Raw genomic sequence first — 15,858 nt, forward strand, 5'->3', positions numbered from 1 at the left:
TAAATGTAGCCCATGGAAAATCATGAAATTCAGACCGTGCTGATGAGCGCACTCTCCCTTCAGGAAATCCACGTCTCTGGCGATGGCAGCCACTTTCAGGTTATTGCTGTGGGTGAGATGTTCGACGGCATGAGTCGGGTCAAGAAGCAACAGGCTATCTATGCCCCGCTGATGGAATATATTGCCGATAACCGCATCCATGCTCTGTCGATAAAAGCGTTTACCCCGCAGGAGTGGGCGCGAGACCGCAAACTAAATGGCTTATAAGCTGTGGGGATGTTCCCCGCAGCATATGTGAATTCTTAACAGAGAACAGAATCAATGGATAAATTCCGTGTTCAGGGGCCTACTCGCCTGCAGGGCGAGGTCACTATTTCCGGCGCGAAAAACGCCGCCCTGCCAATCCTCTTTTCCGCGCTATTAGCCGAAGAGCCGATTGAGATCCAGAACGTACCGAAGCTGAAAGACATCGATACCACCATGAAACTGCTGAGCCAGCTGGGCGCGAACGTTAAGCGCAACGGCTCCGTATGGATCGATGCCGGCCCGGTCGACGTTTTCTGTGCGCCGTATGATCTCGTCAAAACCATGCGTGCTTCGATTTGGGCGCTGGGTCCGCTGGTGGCGCGTTTTGGTCAGGGACAGGTATCACTTCCCGGCGGCTGCGCCATCGGCGCGCGCCCGGTTGATTTACACATAACCGGTCTTGAGCAACTGGGTGCGGAAATCAAACTGGAAGAAGGTTATGTCAAGGCGTCGGTTAATGGACGCCTGAAAGGCGCGCATATTGTGATGGATAAGGTCAGCGTTGGCGCTACCGTCACCATCATGAGCGCTGCGACGCTGGCGGAAGGCACCACCGTTATCGAAAACGCCGCGCGCGAGCCGGAAATTGTCGATACTGCGAACTTCCTCAACACGCTGGGCGCGAAGATCAAAGGTCAGGGCACCGATCGTATCACCATCGAAGGCGTAGCGCGCCTTGGCGGCGGCGTCTACCGCGTTCTGCCGGATCGTATTGAAACCGGGACGTTCCTGGTGGCGGCGGCGATTTCTGGCGGTAAGATTCTGTGCCGCAATGCCCAGCCGGATACCCTTGATGCGGTTCTGGCCAAGCTACGCGACGCCGGCGCGGACATTGAAACGGGCGAGGACTGGATTAGCCTCGATATGCACGGCAATCGTCCGAAGGCCGTCAACGTTCGTACTGCCCCACACCCGGGTTTCCCGACCGATATGCAGGCCCAGTTCACTTTGCTGAATCTGGTTGCAGAAGGAACCGGCGTGATCACCGAAACGATTTTCGAAAACCGTTTCATGCATATCCCGGAGCTGATCCGTATGGGCGCGCATGCGGAAATCGAGAGCAATACGGCGATTTGCCACGGCGTGAAGCAGCTTTCTGGCGCCCAGGTAATGGCGACCGATCTGCGTGCGTCAGCCAGCCTGGTGCTGGCGGGCTGTATTGCGGAAGGTACGACGATTGTCGATCGTATTTACCACATTGACCGCGGCTACGAACGTATCGAAGACAAACTTCAGGCGCTTGGCGCGAATATCGAACGCGTGAAAGCCGAATAAGCCTATTGCAGCAGCCCTCTGACGTATGTCCGGGGGCTGTTGTCTGCAACCTCGCTTTATTTGTTATTCTTCCTCTGACGCATCATCTGCGTTCTGTCGATAAACTGGTGGGTATGGGGATCGTGATAGCGCGATGGCCATATTACCCAAGGATCGGTTTCCAGCGCGTGAGCGATAATCAGCTCGCCCTTGGGCCAGGGCCGACTCAGCGCATTGGCGAGCGTTGAAGAACTTAAACCATTACGCCGCGATTCAGCTGCCAGCGACGTCCCTTTTTTGCGTAATCCGGCAATAATATCCGCCGGATGCCAGTCGATGAACTTATCCATAAATTCTCCTGGTAATAAACATTCCGTTCGTCCCTTAATGGGCGACAAAATGACTATACCTTGAGTTCCAGTAATGTTCTAACAAGTTCTTTTAATGGCTTTGATATTAAGAATAAATCAAGAAGTGAGGTTGAAAATGACTTTAATGGCGCTTACTGGAACTTTCCCGCGATTCTACGCGGGAAAGTGAGAGGAGGGGTTAATGGTCGCGCTGCACGGCGATGTGGGCAAGACCAATTAGCGCTTCACGCCACGGAGAATCGGGAAGGACCTGGAGGGCGGCAATTGCTTTATCAGCCTCTTCCTCCGCGCGTTTTTGGGTCCATTCCAGCGAGCCACAGGCTGCCATGGTTTCCAGCACGGCTTCGAGTAGATGGCGGCCGTTACCCTGCTCGATCGCTCCGCGGATCATGGCGGACTGTTCTGCGCTGCCGTGTTGCATAGCGTGCAGGAGCGGAAGGGTGGGTTTGCCTTCATTCAGATCATCACCGACGTTTTTACCCAGCCGCTTACCATCCGAACTGTAGTCAAGCAGATCGTCAATCAGCTGGAAAGCGGTACCCAAATAGCGCCCATAGTCCTGTAACGCTTTCTCTTGCTTCATGGTGCAGTCGGCCAGGATCCCGGAGCACTGGGCCGCGGCTTCAAACAAACGGGCGGTCTTGCTGTAAATGACCCGCATATAGTTTTCTTCGGTGATATCCGGGTCGTTCACGTTCATGAGCTGCAGGACTTCGCCTTCAGCAATGACGTTAACGGCTTCCGACATCACTTCCAGCACTCTCAATGAGCCGAGGCTGGTCATCATCTGAAAGGCGCGGGTGTAGATGAAATCGCCAACCAGCACGCTAGCGGCATTGCCAAAAGCGGCGTTTGCGGTGGCTTTGCCCCGGCGCATATCAGACTCATCGACGACGTCATCATGTAGTAGGGTGGCGGTATGGATAAATTCGATCAGCGCAGCAATGGCGACGTGAGCGTTTCCCTGATATCCAACGGCACGCGCGGCCAGCACGGCGATCATCGGGCGAATGCGTTTACCGCCTCCGCTAACGATGTAATAGCCTAACTGGTTGATAAGCTGAACATCCGAGTCGAGTTGCTCAAGAATTGTCGCATTGACGCCCGCCATATCCTGCGCGGTTAACTCATTGATTTTTTCTAAATTCATCGCAAAAGCCGGGCCAAATGTCCTGTTCCCGCGTATCCAATAGGATCACAGAAGGATTAAGATAGAATTAAAAGAAGATGTGATTGTACTGAAAAATTGCCGCAGATAAACGCTGGAGTGAAAGTTGTGTTTTTTTTCTGCGTTGATCGCTGATCGCTCTTGTCAAAGGCTCGCGTTTTGCGTAATATTCGCGCCCTATTGTGAATATTTATAGCGCACTCTGAATCATACGAAGAGGTGCGCGGAAGCGGAGTTCTATATGTACGCGGTTTTCCAAAGTGGTGGTAAACAACACCGAGTAAGCGAAGGTCAAACCATTCGCCTGGAAAAGCTGGACATCGCAACTGGCGAAGCTGTTGAGTTCGCAGAAGTGCTGATGATCGCAAACGGTGAAGAAATTAAAATCGGCGTTCCTTTCGTTGAGGGCGGCGTAATCAAAGCTGAAGTTGTTGCACACGGTCGTGGCGAGAAAGTTAAAATCGTTAAGTTTCGTCGTCGTAAACACTACCGTAAGCAGCAGGGCCATCGTCAGTGGTTCACTGATGTGAAAATTACTGGCATCAGCGCCTAAGACCTGAGGAGAGATTTAAATGGCACATAAAAAGGCTGGCGGCTCAACTCGTAACGGTCGCGATTCAGAAGCTAAACGCCTGGGCGTTAAGCGTTTCGGTGGCGAATCCGTTCTGGCGGGTAGCATCATCGTTCGTCAACGTGGTACCAAATTCCACGCTGGCACTAACGTAGGTTGCGGTCGTGACCACACTCTGTTTGCTAAAGCAGACGGTAAAGTGAAATTCGAAGTTAAAGGCCCGAACAACCGTAAATACATCAGCATCGTTGCTGAGTAAGTTTTTCGTGGTCCGGTAACGGATTAAAGCCCCGCAACGTGTTGCGGGGCTTTTTACATTGAAAACCCGGAAAATTTTCTGCAGGGAAAACGGGCATGAAGCAGCAGGCCGGCATCGGCATTCTTTTAGCGCTCACCACGGCGATGTGTTGGGGGGCCCTGCCGATCGCAATGAAGCAGGTTCTTGAAGTGATGGAGCCGCCGACGGTGGTTTTTTATCGCTTTTTGATGGCAAGTTTTGGTCTTGGCGCCATCCTGGCCATGAAAAGAAAGCTGCCTCCGCTGCGTATTTTTCGTAAGCCGCGGTGGTTGATACTGCTGGTCATTGCGACGGGTGGTTTGTTCGGTAACTTCATTCTGTTTAGTTCTTCCTTGCAATATCTCAGCCCCACCGCTTCTCAGGTGATTGGCCAGCTGTCCCCGGTCGGCATGATGGTGGCCAGCGTTTTTGTCCTTAAAGAAAAAATGCGCGGCACTCAGGTTGTGGGAGCGCTGATGCTGGTGAGCGGTCTGGTGATGTTTTTTAACACCAGCCTGATCGAGATTTTTACTCGCCTGACGGACTACACGTGGGGGGTAATTTTCGGCGTCGGGGCGGCGACGGTATGGGTATGCTACGGCGTCGCGCAAAAGGTGTTATTGCGGCGTCTGGCGTCACAGCAAATCCTTTTTTTGCTGTACACTTTATGTACGATATCGCTATTGCCATTAGCGAAGCCTTCGCAGGTACTGGCATTAAGCGACTGGCAGCTGGCCTGCCTGGTTTTTTGCGGCCTAAACACCCTGGTAGGCTACGGTGCGCTGGCGGAAGCGATGGCGCGCTGGCAGGCAGCGCAGGTGAGCGCGTTGATTACCTTAACACCGTTGTTTACGCTGCTATTTTCAGATTTATTATCACTGGCCTGGCCCGACGTTTTCGCCAGACCGCTGTTGAACCTGATGGGTTATCTCGGTGCGTTTGTCGTGGTTGCGGGCGCGATGTATTCCGCCGTCGGTCATCGTCTTTGGGGACGATGGCGTAAGCGAGAAGCGGTTGTGCCGCTCCCCCGCTCAGGCGAATGATTTACGGAGAGTAAAATGAAGTTTGTTGATGAAGCAACGATCCTGGTCGTAGCAGGTGATGGCGGCAATGGTTGCGTTAGCTTCCGCCGCGAAAAATATATCCCGAGAGGCGGCCCGGACGGCGGTGACGGTGGTGATGGCGGTGACGTCTGGCTTGAAGCGGACGAAAACCTGAACACCCTCATCGACTATCGTTTTGAGAAGTCTTTCCGCGCCGAGCGCGGGCAAAACGGCCAGAGCCGCGACTGTACCGGTAAACGCGGTAAAGACGTGACGGTGAAAGTGCCGGTAGGGACCCGTGTAATCGACCAGGGGACCGGCGAGACGATGGGCGATATGACCAAGCATGGTCAGCGCCTGATGGTCGCCAAAGGCGGCTGGCACGGGCTGGGCAACACCCGTTTCAAATCATCCGTCAACCGTACTCCGCGTCAAAAGACGATGGGGACGCCGGGCGATAAGCGCGATCTGCAGCTGGAGTTAATGCTGCTGGCGGACGTCGGGATGCTGGGGATGCCGAATGCGGGTAAATCGACCTTTATTCGTGCCGTTTCCGCTGCCAAGCCTAAAGTCGCTGACTATCCGTTTACGACGCTGGTGCCAAGCCTCGGCGTGGTGCGTATGGATAACGAGAAGAGCTTTGTGGTGGCGGATATCCCTGGGCTGATTGAAGGCGCAGCGGAAGGCGCAGGCCTCGGTATTCGCTTCCTGAAGCACCTGGAGCGCTGTCGCGTGCTGCTGCATCTCATCGATATCGAGCCGATTGACGGATCCGATCCCGTTGAGAACGCGCGGATTATTATCGGCGAGCTGGAAAAATACAGTGAGAAACTGGCTTCTAAGCCGCGCTGGCTGGTCTTTAACAAGATTGACCTGATGGACAAAGCTGAGGCGGAAGCGAAAGCAAAAGCTATCGCGCAGGCGCTGGGCTGGGAAGATAAGTTCTACCTGATTTCGGCGGCCAGCCAGCAGGGCGTAAAAGACCTGTGCTGGGACGTGATGACCTTTATCATCGAAAACCCGATTGTCCATGCGGAAGAAGCGAAGCCGGCAGAAAAAGTCGAGTTTATGTGGGACGACTATCATCGTCAGCAGCTTGAAGAAGCTGAAGTAGAAGATGATGAAGACTGGGATGATGATTGGGACGAAGACGACGAAGAAGGCGTCGAATTCATCTACAAACGTTAATCCTGAACAAACGAAAGGGCCGCCAATGATGCGGCCCTTTTGCTTTAGTTGTTCTGATAGAGGTCTTTGTATAATCGGCTTTCGAAGCGCACTAGCGGAATGCGGCGATTACGCTGGTCGGCCGGAGGCACGGCGTAGCCAGACAGGTATTGCACGAACGCAATCTTCTGCCCGCTGGCGGTGGTGATGAAACCGGCCAGGTTATACACCCCTTGCAGTGAACCCGTTTTCGCCGAAACTTTGCCATCAACGCCGGCCTGATGCAGACCCGCTCGATATTGCAGAGAACCATCGTGGCCGGCCAGAGGCAGCATCGAAATAAAGTTGAGCTCGTTATCGTGCTGGGCGATGTACTGCAGCACCTGCATCATCGTGGCTGGCGCGATGAGGTTATGGCGCGACAGACCTGAGCCATCGGCAATAATGGTATTCCCGAGATCGACGCCGGCCTGCTGGCGCAGGATCTGCCGTACGGCATCGGATCCGGCTCGCCAGGTACCCGGTACGCTGAAGCGGGCATGTCCAATGGTGCGGAATACCGTATCGGCGATCATGTTGTCCGATTTTTTCAGCATAATACGCAGCAGATCGTGCAGCGGCGCAGATTGGGTGCTCGCCAGGACGGTACCCGGATCGTTCGCCAGCGTCTGACGCAGCAGCGTACCGCTCCAGGTGATGTCAGCATCGGTCAGCTCCGCTTTCAGAATTGCGCCGGCGTAGCTGGCGCCATCCTGGATAGCGAAAGCCAGCGGCAGCGGCTCGCTGCGCTGCGGCAGACAGCCGGTCAGGGTGTATCGGTTCAGATCGCCGGGAACCACGTCAAGCTCACAATACTGTGCTTCAGAAGAGCCGCGCGCCAGCGTTCGTACCTGGCTGAACATGGTCACCGGGTAGTAAGACGCCACGCGAATAAATGCCAGATCGCCCGGTTTTTGCGCGCTATAGAGCGAGATGGAGAAACAGTTTCGATCGACAATAGCCGCCGCCGGCGGGGCGCTAAAGCACTGCGTCATATCGTTCCATGGCCAGCCCGGCGCTTTGTCATGGCTGGCGAAGATGGAGGTATCGATCAGGACATTACCTTCAATTCGTTGGACGCCGGCTTTCTTCAGCGTGGCCACCATATTACGAATATCCTGACGCCGAAGGGTAGGATCGCCGCCAAAGCGCGCAATAAGGTCTCCTTTCAGGACACCGCCATCAAGACTGCCTTTCGTTTCCAGCGTGGTGGTGAAGCGGAAGTCCGGACCCAGCTGCAGCAGCGCAGCAAGCGCGGTTATCACCTTTTGGGTGCTGGCCGGGAGCGCCATCTGCTGGCTATGATAGTCTATCTCCGGCGTTGGGGATCCCACCTTCTGCGCCATAAAGGCAAGGTTTGCGCCCGCAGGAAGCTGGTTGATGTACTCGTCAATATTCGCTGCCTGAGCGCTAAGCGCTATACCGGCAGTCAATCCGATGATAAATCTGGAAAATCGCATAATCTCGCGCTAACAGCCTGAAACCAGTCCGTCATACTACGGTGCATCGCCCTGTAAAGTAAACGATGACCCATAGTGAACTTCAGGGTAAAATACGTATCAAATTGAAAATTGCTGCTGACCTGGGGATGACTTTCCGGGTCGGTTTTCTTTTGCTCCGGCCCTGCTCAAGTCTTGACCGGCTGCGGAGCGGTATTGTCTGCTCCATGAAGGAATGAAAAAGAGGTATAACAAATGCAAGCTATTCCGATGACCTTACGTGGCGCTGAAAAACTGCGCGAAGAACTGGATTTCCTGAAGTCCGTACGCCGCCCTGAAATCATCGCTGCCATCGCTGATGCGCGCGAGCACGGCGATCTGAAAGAAAATGCAGAGTATCATGCTGCCCGCGAACAGCAGGGCTTCTGTGAAGGCCGCATTAAGGATATTGAAGCAAAGCTGTCGAACGCGCAGGTTATCGACATCACTAAAATGCCTAACAATGGCCGGGTGATTTTTGGTTCGACGGTCAGCGTTCTGAATCTCGATACGGATGAAGAGCAAACTTACCGTATCGTCGGCGATGATGAGGCCGATTTTAAGCAAAATCTAATCTCTGTTAACTCACCGATTGCACGTGGTTTAATCGGTAAAGAGCAGGATGATGTTGTGGTAATCCGTACACCGGGCGGTGAAGTCGAATTCGAAATTCTGAAGGTTGAGTACCTTTAATCCGAATTTAACGCTACGATGTTGATGGATTGTAAAGAAAGGAAAAAGGCCGCGTAGCGGCCTTTTATCAGCGTCCGGAGCATGGCATTTTGCTCGTATACCCGCAGAAAACCCTCGATTTACACAAAGTTGTGTCGATAACCAGGATATTCTTAGCGTGGCAGCGAGATTTTACGCTCTTTAGTTGGGCGGTACAGAACCAGCGTTTTACCGATGACCTGTACATTACAGGCGCCGGTTTCGCGCACGATAGCTTCCACGATCAAGGTTTTAGTTTCGCGATCTTCCGAGGCGATCTTCACCTTGATAAGTTCATGGTGCTCTAACGCTTGTTCAATCTCGGCCAGTACCCCTTCGGTCAAACCATTGTTGCCAAGCATAACTACCGGCTTGAGCGGATGTGCCAGACCTTTCAGGTGCTGTTTTTGTTTAGTACTCAGATTCATCGTATTTTTTTGCTTACGTTGGGATTGAAAACGGTTCATTCTACCGCCATCTCCCATATATCGCCAAACTACCGCGTCGATTTTTACGTCGCGAAGTACGATGAACCCGAAATGGGAATGTTAAATGACAGGTAAAAAGCGTTCTGCCAGCTCAAGTCGTTGGCTTCAGGAACACTTTAGCGATAAATATGTTCAGCAGGCACAGAAAAAGGGGTTACGTTCCCGTGCCTGGTTTAAACTTGATGAAATACAGCAAAGTGACAAGATTTTTAAACCGGGGATGACGATAGTTGACCTCGGCGCTGCACCCGGTGGCTGGTCGCAATACGCGGTTACGCAGATCGGTAACAGCGGCCGCATCATTGCTTGCGATCTTTTACCTATGGATCCAATCGTTGGTGTGGACTTCCTTCAGGGCGACTTTCGTGATGAATTAGTCCTGAAAGCGTTACTTGAGCGTGTAGGTGACAGTAAAGTACAAGTTGTCATGTCCGATATGGCGCCAAATATGTGTGGAACACCGGCGGTGGATATTCCCCGGGCCATGTATCTGGTGGAACTGGCGCTTGGAATGGCTCGTGATGTATTAGCGCCAGGTGGTAGTTTTGTAGTGAAGGTGTTCCAGGGCGAAGGTTTCGATGAGTATCTAAGAGAGATTCGCTCCCTGTTTACGAAGGTCAAAGTTCGTAAGCCGGACTCTTCTCGCGCCCGTTCGCGTGAAGTGTATATTGTAGCGACCGGGCGTAAACCATAACCGGCAGATTTCAAACGAAAGTTTGAAAGACGCTGGATATAGAGTATCCTGACGCTGTTTTTAACACAGTTGTAATATGAGGTTAATCCCTTGAGTGACATGGCGAAAAACCTAATACTCTGGCTGGTCATTGCCGTTGTGCTGATGTCAGTATTCCAGAGCTTTGGGCCCAGCGAGTCGAATGGCCGCAAGGTGGATTATTCTACCTTCCTGCAGGAGGTCAATCAGGACCAGGTTCGCGAAGCGCGTATCAACGGACGTGAGATAAACGTTACCAAGAAAGATAGTAACCGTTACACGACCTACATCCCGGTGAACGATCCTAAGCTGCTTGATAACCTTCTGACTAAAAACGTCAAGGTGGTAGGTGAGCCGCCAGAAGAACCGAGCCTGCTGGCTTCTATCTTCATCTCCTGGTTCCCGATGCTGCTTCTTATCGGCGTCTGGATCTTCTTTATGCGCCAGATGCAGGGCGGCGGTGGCAAAGGCGCCATGTCGTTCGGTAAGAGTAAGGCGCGTATGCTGACGGAAGACCAGATCAAAACCACTTTTGCCGATGTCGCCGGTTGTGACGAAGCGAAAGAAGAAGTGGGTGAACTGGTTGAATATCTGCGTGAACCGAGCCGTTTCCAGAAGCTGGGCGGTAAAATCCCGAAAGGCGTCCTGATGGTCGGCCCTCCGGGTACCGGTAAAACCTTGCTGGCAAAAGCCATCGCGGGTGAAGCCAAGGTTCCATTCTTCACGATTTCCGGCTCTGACTTCGTTGAAATGTTCGTTGGTGTCGGTGCATCCCGCGTGCGCGACATGTTCGAACAGGCCAAGAAAGCGGCACCGTGCATCATCTTTATCGATGAAATCGACGCCGTGGGCCGTCAGCGTGGCGCTGGCCTGGGTGGTGGTCACGATGAACGTGAGCAGACGCTGAACCAGATGCTGGTAGAGATGGACGGCTTCGAAGGTAACGAAGGTATTATCGTTATCGCGGCAACCAACCGTCCGGACGTTCTTGACCCTGCGCTGCTGCGTCCAGGCCGCTTTGACCGTCAGGTTGTGGTCGGTCTGCCGGATGTCCGCGGTCGTGAACAGATTCTGAAAGTACATATGCGTCGCGTACCGCTGGCGCCGGATATCGACGCGGCAATTATCGCCCGCGGTACGCCTGGCTTCTCCGGTGCTGACCTGGCAAACCTGGTGAACGAAGCTGCGCTGTTTGCCGCTCGTGGCAACAAGCGCGTTGTATCGATGGTTGAATTCGAGAAAGCGAAAGACAAAATCATGATGGGTGCGGAACGTCGCTCCATGGTGATGACGGAAGCGCAGAAAGAGTCCACCGCGTATCACGAAGCCGGTCACGCAATTATTGGTCGCCTGGTGCCGGAACACGATCCGGTACACAAAGTGACGATTATTCCGCGCGGTCGCGCGCTGGGCGTTACCTTCTTCCTGCCTGAAGGCGACGCGATCAGCGCCAGCCGTCAGAAGCTGGAAAGCCAGATTTCTACCCTTTACGGCGGTCGTCTGGCGGAAGAGATTATCTACGGCGTAGAGCATGTTTCTACCGGTGCGTCGAACGACATCAAAGTCGCGACCAACCTGGCGCGTAACATGGTGACTCAGTGGGGCTTCTCTGACAAACTCGGCCCGCTGCTGTATGCCGAAGAAGAAGGTGAAGTTTTCCTTGGCCGCAGCGTCGCGAAAGCGAAGCATATGTCCGATGAAACGGCGCGCATTATCGACCAGGAAGTGAAGTCACTGATTGAGCGTAACTACAATCGTGCACGCCAGTTGCTGAACGATAACATGGACATCCTGCACGCGATGAAAGATGCGCTCATGAAATATGAAACCATCGACGCCCCGCAGATAGATGACCTGATGGCTCGCCGCGATGTTCGCCCGCCAGCTGGCTGGGAAGAACCGGGCTCGTCCAACAATTCTGACAACAATGGCACGCCGCGTGCGCCGCGTCCGGTCGATGAACCGCGTACGCCAAACCCGGGCAATACCATGTCAGAACAGCTGGGCGACAAATAAGTTAGCCGTTATTGACGCTGTTGTACTTTTTAAAACCCCTGAGCATATGCTCCGGGGTTTTTCTTTTTCAACCTTTCTCTGACTCAGGGATTTAGCGATGAAACTTGTAGCCCAGGGCTCAACCCTCGATCTCTCTCACCCACATGTGATGGGTATTCTTAACGTTACTCCGGATTCTTTCTCTGACGGCGGGACTCACAACACGCTGGTCGAAGCCGTTAAACACGCCAATCTGATGATCAATGCCGGGGCGACTATCATTGATATCGGTGGGGAGTCGACGCGTCCGGGGGCTGCGGATGTCAGCGTCGAGGAAGAGCTGGCGCGAGTCATTCCGACGGTGGAGGCGATTGCCCAGCGCTTTGAAGTCTGGATCTCTGTTGATACCTCAAAACCGGAAGTGATTCGCGAGTCGGCGCGTGTTGGCGCGCATATCATCAATGATATCCGTTCGCTGACCGAACCGGGAGCGCTGGAGGCTGCGGCTGAAACGGGCTTGCCGGTGTGTCTGATGCATATGCAGGGCCAGCCGAAGACAATGCAGGACGCGCCGAAGTACGCGGACGTGTTTGCTGACGTTGAGCGCTTTTTTGTCGAACATATTGTGCGCTGCGAACGTGCCGGTATCGCAAAAGATAAATTGTTGCTCGACCCGGGATTCGGTTTCGGTAAAAATCTTTCTCATAATTATGAACTGCTTGCCCGACTGGGAGAGTTCCATCATTTTGGTCTTCCGCTGCTGGTAGGTATGTCGCGTAAGTCGATGGTAGGTCAGTTGCTCAATGTCGGGCCGACGGAGCGCCTGAGTGGCAGCCTGGCCTGCGCTGTCATTGCTGCAATGCAGGGCGCGCAGATTATTCGCGTCCATGATGTCAAAGAAACGGTAGAAGCGCTGCGCGTGGTGGAAGCTACCCTGGCCGCTAAGGAAAATAAACGTTATGAGTAACCGCAAATATTTTGGTACAGATGGTATTCGTGGCCGCGTAGGCGATGCGCCAATAACGCCAGAATTTGTATTAAAGCTGGGCTGGGCAGCTGGTAAGGTGCTGGCACGTCACGGCTCACGGAAGATTATTATTGGTAAAGATACCCGTATCTCAGGCTATATGCTGGAGTCCGCGCTGGAGGCTGGCCTGGCTGCTGCGGGATTATCCGCTTCTTTTACCGGGCCGATGCCAACGCCGGCAATTGCTTATCTGACGCGCGCCTTCCGCGCGGAAGCCGGGATTGTCATTTCCGCTTCACATAATCCGTTCTATGACAACGGCATCAAATTCTTCTCTATCGAAGGCACCAAGCTGCCGGATGAGGTAGAGGAAGCCATTGAAGCCGAAATGGAAAAAGAGCTGACCTGCGTCGATTCCGCCGAGCTGGGTAAAGCCAGTCGTATCGTCGACGCCGCTGGTCGCTATATCGAGTTTTGCAAAGGCACCTTTCCGAACGAGCTTAGCCTCAATGCTTTGAAGGTGGTGGTCGACTGCGCTCACGGGGCGACTTATCACATTGCGCCGAATGTTTTCCGCGAGCTGGGCGCTCAGGTTATTGCGATGGGCTGTGAGCCTGATGGCCTCAACATCAATGAAGAGGTCGGGGCGACGGATGTTCGTGCCCTGCAGGCGCGTGTACTGGCGGAAAAAGCCGACCTGGGTATTTCTTACGATGGTGATGGCGATCGGGTCATTATGGTGGACCACGAAGGCAACAAAGTTGATGGTGACCAGATCCTCTATATCATTGCCCGTGAGGGCCTGCGTCAGGGGGGGCTGCGGGGCGGCGCTGTTGGGACGCTCATGAGCAACATGGGACTTGAACTGGCGCTTAAACAGCTGGGCATTCCATTCGTTCGCGCGAAGGTAGGCGACCGCTATGTGCTGGAGAAACTGCAGGAGAAAGGTTGGCGCATTGGCGCAGAAAACTCCGGCCATGTGATCTTATTGGATAAAACCACGACGGGGGATGGGATAGTCGCCAGCCTGCAGGTGGTGGCGGCGATGGTGCGTAACCATATGAGTCTGCACGACCTGTGCAGCGGAATGAAAATGTTCCCGCAGCTTCTGGTTAATGTTCGCTTTACTGAAGGTAGCGGCAACCCGCTGGAACATGAGCATGTAAAAGCAGTAACCGCGGAAGTAGAAGCGGCGCTGGGAAATCGGGGTCGCGTACTGCTGCGTAAATCAGGCACAGAGCCGCTGATTCGCGTTATGGTGGAAGGCGAGCATGAAGAGCAGGTGCACGAATTTGCCCATCGTATCGCCGATGCCGTCAAAAGCGTTTAATCTCTTTGTTAAGTGACTAAAAAGGCGACGGCTGCCGCCTTTTTAGTCGATAGAAATCGCTTTTTGCTGTTTTTTTCCGCACTTGATACAATGCACTGAAATTGCCCTTGCGAAGGTCATTCGCTTTGGTTAGTATTCACACCCGCTTCAGTGGGAAACGTTAAAACGTCCCGCTTTATTGGTCGAAGCACTTGGTATGCGGCAAATCCGCAAGGAACAGGTTGATTATGTACGAAGCTCTTTTAGTTGTTTTCCTTATTGTGGCAATTGGCCTTGTGGGTCTGATTATGCTGCAGCAAGGTAAAGGCGCTGATATGGGAGCCTCCTTCGGAGCAGGCGCTTCCGGCACTCTGTTTGGATCCAGCGGTTCTGGTAACTTCATGACCCGTATGACTGGTATCCTGGCTGCGCTGTTCTTCATCATCAGTCTGGCGCTGGGCAATATCAACAGCAACAAGACCAATAAAGGAAGTGAGTGGGATAATCTGAGCGCTCCGAAAACTGAGCAAACTCAGCAGACAGCGCCGGCGCAGCCGAGCAGCGACATCCCGCACTGATAAGTAGTATCCGTACCGAGGTGGTGGAATTGGTAGACACGCTACCTTGAGGTGGTAGTGCCCTAACGGGCTTGTGGGTTCGAGTCCCATCCTCGGTACCAATTTTTGAAAAAAGACGCTGAAAGCGTCTTTTTTCGTTTTTATTTCCCTATCCGTTGTTTATTTATAAACAACACTGCGCTGGTTTTGACCCCTGCTAAATCGCTAAAGTCATCCTCATCAATTTTTAGACGAGGTACAGTGACGCCATGCGTACTTTTCAAATAGTTATCATTGCCAGCATATTAGGCCTGGCTGGATGTAGTCGTCATTCATCTCCAGAAACGGTTGATACCCTGAATACTATCCTTGTACCGGTGATCGCGAATTCGGAACCCGCGCAGGCGTCGGCAAAGGTAGTCAGCTGTTTTCAGGATAACAGTATGCTAATCGGCAAGCTCAGCCAGTCGCTTAAAGACAACTATTTACAGGATGCGGATAATCGAGATATCTTTAATAAAGACGGTGAAGCGTACCAGGTCTACGGTGCGTTAACCAAACTGGAGCAAATATCTTCAATGAATGATGTCTACCGTAAAGAGAACAATATCGCGGGCTTGCAGGAGATTAACAAATTGCTGAAGTCTGTCCCTTCGGTTGCATGAACCAGGGATTGCCGATTGGCAACCCCTGGTTAAACGATTAGAAGCGGAAATTGAAACCTGCATAGGCGCCATCCGCAAGTTTATTATCGCGATGGTCATGCTTGCCTGTCATATTGATGTAGCGATAACCCGCTTCAATGTTCATAGACTTAATGATATTTATCCTGACACCGGCATTCGCTTCGAGGTAATCATTTACGCCGCTGGACATGGAATCAGGTGAATAATAAGACTCGCCGAACAGAGTAACGAAGTCGCCAAGCGGTAACTGCGCGCCTCCTCCGAGCGCGATAGCGTAGCCCTCATCCCCATCTTTCGGATTCAGGTATAGCGCTTTTCCGCCAGCGGTTAACAGAAACGGGCCGAGATTAAAATTGTAACCCAGCCCTAATCCAGCCGTATCACCATCATTATCGCTGTGCGCCCAGTTACCGCTAACGGCCATGCCGGGGTGCTCCGCGCCAAAGCTTGCCGACAGATTGGTAAACTCTGAACCGGCTTCGCCGTGGAGGTTGAGGGAGGCGAAGGCGGTACTGCTGGTACAGAGAGTAGCGATTAGCAGGATAGGCTTTGCTGTAAACATGCGCATTTTCATATTCCTTCGGGTAAAAAAATGCCCGATACGATTGTTCGGGCAAAATTAACGGGATTCTGGATTAAGCTTTTTCGCTGTTACCCAGCGCCGATGCTATACATACGGTGCAGGTATCCGCATTCAGGCCAACCGATGAATGACGCTATTGAATAATTAATTTATCCAGCTGTCGATTGACACGGACT

The 15,858-nt window shown here is 53.0% G+C and carries 18 protein-coding genes and 1 tRNA gene; 14 read left to right on the forward strand and 5 right to left on the reverse strand.

Annotated features, from left to right (window positions below):
• Nucleotides 1-12 precede the first annotated feature (12 nt).
• Nucleotides 13-267: a BolA family iron metabolism protein IbaG gene (ibaG, locus tag K7H21_RS02775; RefSeq protein ID WP_087828333.1), complete on the forward strand. Its 255-nt coding sequence runs from the start codon at nt 13-15 to the stop codon at nt 265-267.
• 54 nt (nt 268-321) lie between these two features.
• Nucleotides 322-1,581, forward strand: a complete 1,260-nt coding sequence (murA, locus tag K7H21_RS02780) for a UDP-N-acetylglucosamine 1-carboxyvinyltransferase (protein WP_004125680.1) — start codon at nt 322-324, stop codon at nt 1,579-1,581.
• A gap of 56 nt (nt 1,582-1,637) precedes the next feature.
• Here the strand turns inward: murA and sfsB are convergent, their stop codons facing one another.
• A complete protein-coding gene (gene sfsB / locus K7H21_RS02785) occupies nt 1,638-1,910 on the reverse strand; it encodes a DNA-binding transcriptional regulator SfsB (RefSeq protein ID WP_004125679.1) in 273 nt (90 codons plus the stop codon).
• A 199-nt stretch (nt 1,911-2,109) separates the two neighbouring features.
• Complete coding sequence (gene ispB, locus K7H21_RS02790; RefSeq protein ID WP_223035552.1) at nt 2,110-3,081, reverse strand: octaprenyl diphosphate synthase; 972 nt, start codon at nt 3,079-3,081, stop codon at nt 2,110-2,112.
• 259 nt (nt 3,082-3,340) lie between these two features.
• Here ispB and rplU point away from each other — a divergent pair, with 259 nt between their 5' ends.
• The 4 genes from rplU to cgtA all read left to right on the forward strand — a co-directional run bounded on the left by rplU (nt 3,341) and on the right by cgtA (nt 6,178).
• Complete coding sequence (gene rplU / locus K7H21_RS02795; RefSeq protein WP_004106123.1) at nt 3,341-3,652, forward strand: 50S ribosomal protein L21; 312 nt, start codon at nt 3,341-3,343, stop codon at nt 3,650-3,652.
• A gap of 19 nt (nt 3,653-3,671) precedes the next feature.
• Nucleotides 3,672-3,929, forward strand: coding sequence for a 50S ribosomal protein L27 (gene rpmA / locus K7H21_RS02800; RefSeq protein WP_003861831.1), 258 nt, complete (start codon nt 3,672-3,674; stop codon nt 3,927-3,929).
• Nucleotides 3,930-4,024: 95 nt separating this feature from the next.
• Nucleotides 4,025-4,990, forward strand: coding sequence for a DMT family transporter (locus K7H21_RS02805; RefSeq protein ID WP_004125677.1), 966 nt, complete (start codon nt 4,025-4,027; stop codon nt 4,988-4,990).
• 15 nt (nt 4,991-5,005) lie between these two features.
• Entirely contained in the window at nt 5,006-6,178 is a 1,173-nt protein-coding gene (cgtA, locus tag K7H21_RS02810; RefSeq protein WP_004125676.1) for an Obg family GTPase CgtA, read from the forward strand.
• A 44-nt stretch (nt 6,179-6,222) separates the two neighbouring features.
• Here cgtA and dacB read toward each other — a convergent pair whose 3' ends face one another.
• Nucleotides 6,223-7,656 carry a serine-type D-Ala-D-Ala carboxypeptidase gene (dacB, locus tag K7H21_RS02815; protein WP_049114420.1) on the reverse strand — a complete coding sequence of 478 codons (1,434 nt, stop codon included), beginning with the start codon at nt 7,654-7,656 and terminating at the stop codon, nt 6,223-6,225.
• Between the two features lie 234 nt (nt 7,657-7,890).
• Here dacB and greA point away from each other — a divergent pair, with 234 nt between their 5' ends.
• Entirely contained in the window at nt 7,891-8,367 is a 477-nt protein-coding gene (greA, locus tag K7H21_RS02820) for a transcription elongation factor GreA (protein WP_004125674.1), read from the forward strand.
• Between the two features lie 152 nt (nt 8,368-8,519).
• Here the strand turns inward: greA and yhbY are convergent, their stop codons facing one another.
• The gene (yhbY, locus tag K7H21_RS02825) at nt 8,520-8,813 is read right to left on the reverse strand and encodes a ribosome assembly RNA-binding protein YhbY (RefSeq protein ID WP_004139797.1); all 294 of its coding nucleotides are present in this window, start codon (nt 8,811-8,813) and stop codon (nt 8,520-8,522) included.
• A gap of 124 nt (nt 8,814-8,937) precedes the next feature.
• Here yhbY and rlmE point away from each other — a divergent pair, with 124 nt between their 5' ends.
• From rlmE to K7H21_RS02860, 7 genes are all read left to right on the forward strand, one after another.
• Nucleotides 8,938-9,567, forward strand: coding sequence for a 23S rRNA (uridine(2552)-2'-O)-methyltransferase RlmE (rlmE, locus tag K7H21_RS02830; RefSeq protein ID WP_004106110.1), 630 nt, complete (start codon nt 8,938-8,940; stop codon nt 9,565-9,567).
• A 99-nt stretch (nt 9,568-9,666) separates the two neighbouring features.
• A complete protein-coding gene (gene ftsH, locus K7H21_RS02835; RefSeq protein WP_004854549.1) occupies nt 9,667-11,601 on the forward strand; it encodes an ATP-dependent zinc metalloprotease FtsH in 1,935 nt (644 codons plus the stop codon).
• Nucleotides 11,602-11,698: 97 nt separating this feature from the next.
• Nucleotides 11,699-12,547, forward strand: coding sequence for a dihydropteroate synthase (gene folP, locus K7H21_RS02840; protein ID WP_004125673.1), 849 nt, complete (start codon nt 11,699-11,701; stop codon nt 12,545-12,547).
• Nucleotides 12,540-13,877 (forward strand): phosphoglucosamine mutase, encoded by a 1,338-nt coding sequence (gene glmM / locus K7H21_RS02845; RefSeq protein ID WP_004125671.1) that lies wholly within the window; start codon nt 12,540-12,542, stop codon nt 13,875-13,877. Before folP ends, glmM begins: the two co-directional genes overlap by 8 nt.
• Nucleotides 13,878-14,104: 227 nt before the next feature.
• Nucleotides 14,105-14,434, forward strand: a complete 330-nt coding sequence (gene secG, locus K7H21_RS02850; RefSeq protein ID WP_004125669.1) for a preprotein translocase subunit SecG — start codon at nt 14,105-14,107, stop codon at nt 14,432-14,434.
• Between the two features lie 14 nt (nt 14,435-14,448).
• Nucleotides 14,449-14,535, forward strand: a tRNA-Leu gene (locus tag K7H21_RS02855).
• 147 nt (nt 14,536-14,682) lie between these two features.
• Nucleotides 14,683-15,078, forward strand: coding sequence for a hypothetical protein (locus K7H21_RS02860; RefSeq protein ID WP_223035553.1), 396 nt, complete (start codon nt 14,683-14,685; stop codon nt 15,076-15,078).
• A gap of 37 nt (nt 15,079-15,115) precedes the next feature.
• On the opposite strand, the gene K7H21_RS02865 is transcribed toward K7H21_RS02860, so the two are convergent.
• Entirely contained in the window at nt 15,116-15,667 is a 552-nt protein-coding gene (locus K7H21_RS02865) for a YfaZ family outer membrane protein (protein WP_004125665.1), read from the reverse strand.
• Between the last annotated feature and the right edge of the window lie 191 nt (nt 15,668-15,858).

Origin of the sequence: Klebsiella sp. CTHL.F3a (genome assembly GCF_019890895.1) — a bacterium.
Taxonomy (GTDB): domain Bacteria; phylum Pseudomonadota; class Gammaproteobacteria; order Enterobacterales; family Enterobacteriaceae; genus Klebsiella; species Klebsiella grimontii.

Excerpts from the sequence above, each read along its gene's own strand:
- ibaG (WP_087828333.1), top strand. The coding sequence starts at position 13 with ATGGAAAATCATGAAATTCAGACCGTGCTGATGAGCGCACTCTCCCTT.
- murA (WP_004125680.1), top strand. The coding sequence starts at position 322 with ATGGATAAATTCCGTGTTCAGGGGCCTACTCGCCTGCAGGGCGAGGTC.
- sfsB (WP_004125679.1), bottom strand. The coding sequence starts at position 1,910 with ATGGATAAGTTCATCGACTGGCATCCGGCGGATATTATTGCCGGATTA.
- ispB (WP_223035552.1), bottom strand. The coding sequence starts at position 3,081 with ATGAATTTAGAAAAAATCAATGAGTTAACCGCGCAGGATATGGCGGGC.
- rplU (WP_004106123.1), top strand. The coding sequence starts at position 3,341 with ATGTACGCGGTTTTCCAAAGTGGTGGTAAACAACACCGAGTAAGCGAA.
- rpmA (WP_003861831.1), top strand. The coding sequence starts at position 3,672 with ATGGCACATAAAAAGGCTGGCGGCTCAACTCGTAACGGTCGCGATTCA.
- K7H21_RS02805 (WP_004125677.1), top strand. The coding sequence starts at position 4,025 with ATGAAGCAGCAGGCCGGCATCGGCATTCTTTTAGCGCTCACCACGGCG.
- cgtA (WP_004125676.1), top strand. The coding sequence starts at position 5,006 with ATGAAGTTTGTTGATGAAGCAACGATCCTGGTCGTAGCAGGTGATGGC.
- dacB (WP_049114420.1), bottom strand. The coding sequence starts at position 7,656 with ATGCGATTTTCCAGATTTATCATCGGATTGACTGCCGGTATAGCGCTT.
- greA (WP_004125674.1), top strand. The coding sequence starts at position 7,891 with ATGCAAGCTATTCCGATGACCTTACGTGGCGCTGAAAAACTGCGCGAA.
- yhbY (WP_004139797.1), bottom strand. The coding sequence starts at position 8,813 with ATGAATCTGAGTACTAAACAAAAACAGCACCTGAAAGGTCTGGCACAT.
- rlmE (WP_004106110.1), top strand. The coding sequence starts at position 8,938 with ATGACAGGTAAAAAGCGTTCTGCCAGCTCAAGTCGTTGGCTTCAGGAA.
- ftsH (WP_004854549.1), top strand. The coding sequence starts at position 9,667 with ATGGCGAAAAACCTAATACTCTGGCTGGTCATTGCCGTTGTGCTGATG.
- folP (WP_004125673.1), top strand. The coding sequence starts at position 11,699 with ATGAAACTTGTAGCCCAGGGCTCAACCCTCGATCTCTCTCACCCACAT.
- glmM (WP_004125671.1), top strand. The coding sequence starts at position 12,540 with ATGAGTAACCGCAAATATTTTGGTACAGATGGTATTCGTGGCCGCGTA.
- secG (WP_004125669.1), top strand. The coding sequence starts at position 14,105 with ATGTACGAAGCTCTTTTAGTTGTTTTCCTTATTGTGGCAATTGGCCTT.
- K7H21_RS02860 (WP_223035553.1), top strand. The coding sequence starts at position 14,683 with ATGCGTACTTTTCAAATAGTTATCATTGCCAGCATATTAGGCCTGGCT.
- K7H21_RS02865 (WP_004125665.1), bottom strand. The coding sequence starts at position 15,667 with ATGCGCATGTTTACAGCAAAGCCTATCCTGCTAATCGCTACTCTCTGT.